This is a genomic window from Williamsia sp. Leaf354 (assembly GCF_001424365.1).
GTDB lineage: Bacteria > Actinomycetota > Actinomycetes > Mycobacteriales > Mycobacteriaceae > Williamsia_A.
Genome location: NZ_LMPL01000005.1, coordinates 136,444 through 140,003 on the forward strand (window position 1 = coordinate 136,444; position 3,560 = coordinate 140,003).

A 3,560-nucleotide genomic window follows, 5' to 3' on the forward strand; every position below is an offset into this window, starting at 1 on the left:
GTCGAGTGTGCTGACAACACACCGCATGCCAACGACGAAACAATGCACACTCGGCGTCCGGCTTCCGCACCGTCAGCGGCACTAGAACCCAACCACCCACCGAAATACACTCACGTTCAACACTATTCGCTGAAATCAATCCCCCACACCTCGAACACGCGTGCTAGAATAGACGTACAGTCACACCTGGGGAGGGGGCGTACCGTGAGCGATCTCGTAGCGAAATACGCTGCCCTGCAAGCCCTGGTGAAGGAGATCGCCGAAGAGACCTCAGACGCCTGCGACGACGAGACCGTCGCGCAACTGGCGATCGACNTGAGCGATCTCGTAGCGAAATACGCTGCCCTGCAAGCCCTGGTGAAGGAGATCGCCGAAGAGACCTCAGACGCCTGCGACGACGAGACCGTCGCGCAACTGGCGATCGACCACCACACCGTTGTCCGCCAATTCGAATCCATCGGCAACCAGCGGATCCTCGAGGTATCCGACCGCGACGCCCACCGGACCGTGGGATGCGTGACCGTCACCGAGTTCCTGCAGACCAAACTCCGGATCACCCACCCCAAGAAACGCCTGCAGGCCATCCAGGCGCTGGAACCCATGCACGCGATGACCGGTGAGAAGCTTCCGCCGGCGCGTGCCCACATCGCGCTCACGTCGGTGATGGGAATCGTGACCGCCGCGGCCGTCATCGTCGGAGCGGAGTTCCTGCAGACCAAACTCCGGATCACCCACCCCAAGAAACGCCTGCAGGCCATCCAGGCGCTGGAACCCATGCACGCGATGACCGGTGAGAAGCTTCCGCCGGTGTGCCCGAACACCGCTCGCGAGTTGGCCGCCGGAACGATCGGCCCCGATCACGTTCACGCGGTCCTCGACGTGATGAAGAAGATCCCCTCGGCAGTCGATGTGGAACAGCGAGCGCGGGCCGAGGAAGTCCTGGCCGAATTCGCCACCACACTCACGCCCAAAGAGATCGGCGCCGCCGGGGTGCGGATCCTCGCCCACCTCGATCCCGACGGACAACTGACCGACGACCGCGATCGGGCACGCAACCGGAAACTGAACCTCGGTTGCCAGGACTCCCAGTTGATGTCGACACTCACCGCCACGTTGGATCCGGTCACGCGCGCTATGTTCGATGTGGTCCTCGCCAAATGGGCCGCGCCGGGGATGAACAATCCCGATGATGATCAGTCACCCCAGGGTGATCACGGCGATGCCGACCCGCAGTTGCTGAAAGAGGCAGCTGACCGGGACCATCGATCGCAGAGTCAGCGGAACCACGACGCGTTGAAGGCCCTCTTGGATGCCGCGGTCAACGGTGGCCTGCTCGGTGGGTCGCATCGAGGGTTGCCGCCCCAGATCATCGTCTCCATCACCGACGCACAGCTCCGTGAGCATGCCGGTGTCGCACGGACAGCTACCGGTACCGATCTACCGATCAGCGATGTGATCAAGCTCGCTGTCGAAGCACAGCCCCACCTCGCGGTGTTCGACGACGTCACCGGCGAACCCTTGTTCTTTGGCCGCGGCCGGCGATTGGCGTCGCAGGCGCAGCGGTTGATGGCGTTCACCCAGTACGGCGGCTGCAGCAAAGACGACTGTCGTGTCCCGTTCGCGCATACCGAAATGCATCACGCCGAAGCCGATTGGGCCGACGGCGGACTGACCGACTCCACCCACATGGCACCGGCGTGCGGACGCCACAACCGGGCCGTCGGATCCGAACCGCACCAGTGGACCACCGAGAAGATCACGGATGGCCCCGACAAGGGCCTCTACGGCTGGCGTCGCAACACCGACCCACTTGACATACTCCGCGCCAATCACATACATCGCATCGACGAACTGCTTCAACAGCATTCGACGAGCGACGGCCCGTGCACGGACCCGCCGGACATCGACGAGCCACCGACAGTCCTCGGCATCGAACACCAACTCGATCGTATCGCGGTCGAGCGGCTACCTCGTGCCCCGGGTTCCGCTCAGCGATTCGACATCACCTGGCCACGGGACATGGTCATCGACGCAGCCTGAACGCTGGTTCGCGCTCCGATCGCGCGTGGTCGAGGTAACGAAACGCTCTCGGATCGGCTCAGCTTTGGTCACTGACACGGTGATGTCGTGTGACTGGTGTGACTATTGCGTTCGTTCGAGAAGGTTGTGGCCTGTGTGTTCGGGGGGACTGCGCCACAGCCTCTGCAGTAGACGCCCATGCAGCCGCACCGGAGAGGTCCCCCCAATGTCCACTGCACGACCCGCTCGTTCTCGCCGCTCTCTCCTCGCCCGCGCCGCCGCCGTCGTGGCGTTGACCGTCGGCGCCGCAACCGTTCTCGTGCCCACCGCGCACACCGCCGCTCCCGCGGCATGCCAGGGATCGGCCGCCAAGGGCCGCGTCGGGGTGTCACCCGGCGCAGGCATCCTCGGCCTCAACGACTCCGATCTCACCCGTGAACTCACCGCCGCCCGCGACGCCGGCGTCGGACTGGTGCGCGTCGACATCGACTGGTCGGTGATCGAACCCCAGCGCGGCACCCGGACGTGGACGGCCGCCGACCGCGTCGTCAACAAGATCACCAGTCTCGGAATGTGCCCCACAGGTGTTGTCGCCTACACGCCGCGGTGGGCGCAGAACTCTGCCGACAACCCCACCGACAGCCATTTCCGGCCCGCCGACCCGGCAACCTTCGCCGCGTTCGCCAAAGACGCCGCCATCCACTACCAGAGCTCCATCGGGATCTGGGAGATCTGGAATGAGCCGAACCTCAACATCTTCTACAAGCCCGCACCGGACACCGCCGGCTACGGACGAATGCTGGCCGCGGCCTCGGCGGCGATCCGGACCCTGTCCCCGGCGCCCACGGTGATCAGCGGCGGCCTCGCGCCGGCAGTCGACAACGGCCGGGACATCGCACCACTGACCTTCCTCAAGGCGCTCTACGCCGCGAACCTGAAGAACACGTTCGACGCGGTCGCGGTCCACCCCTACACCTTCCCCGCGTTGCCCAACGATCCGTCCACGCGCTCCTACAGCACTTTCCAGCGCATGTGGGACATGCACGACTTCATGACCGCCAACGGCGACGGCGGCAAACTCCTGTGGATGACCGAATCGGGCGCCCCCACCGGCACCAATTCGGTTGCGGTGAGCGAGGACGTGCAGGCGCAAACGATCCAGATCCTGCTCGCCTCGGCACGCGACACCGCCTGGGTCGGCCCCGCCTTCATCTACAACATCCGCGACACCGGGACGAACACGAACGACATCGAACAGAACTTCGGGCTCCTGCGGAACAACTTCACGCCGAAGAAGTCCTATCAGACGGTGAAGGACTTCACGGCCGCGAGCACTCCCCCGTCCACCTCGACACCCCCGTCCACCTCCACCCCGCCGAGCACATCGACGCCACCGAGTACCTCCACCCCGCCGAGCACGTCGACCCCGCCCACCACGGCGCCGCAACCGACCACACCGGTCGCCTCGACGCCCACCACGGCACCGAAGTTCGGGAGCAGCTGACCCCGCGACCCTTTCCGGCACGAAGCCACGGGGTGGC

At 65.2% G+C, this 3,560-nt stretch carries 2 protein-coding genes; both read left to right on the plus strand.

What is annotated here, in order from left to right:
- Positions 1 to 357 precede the first annotated feature (357 nt).
- The gene (locus tag ASG12_RS22360; RefSeq protein WP_443089112.1) at positions 358 to 2,040 is read left to right on the plus strand and encodes a DUF222 domain-containing protein; all 1,683 of its coding nucleotides are present in this window, start codon (positions 358 to 360) and stop codon (positions 2,038 to 2,040) included.
- A 205-nt stretch (positions 2,041 to 2,245) separates the two neighbouring features.
- Complete coding sequence (locus ASG12_RS17660; RefSeq protein ID WP_200932807.1) at positions 2,246 to 3,523, plus strand: cellulase family glycosylhydrolase; 1,278 nt, start codon at positions 2,246 to 2,248, stop codon at positions 3,521 to 3,523.
- Positions 3,524 to 3,560 lie beyond the last annotated feature (37 nt).

What these genes read in the sequence shown, in the direction of transcription:
- ASG12_RS17660 (WP_200932807.1), top strand. Translation starts at nt 2,246, where the DNA reads ATGTCCACTGCACGACCCGCTCGTTCTCGCCGCTCTCTCCTCGCCCGC.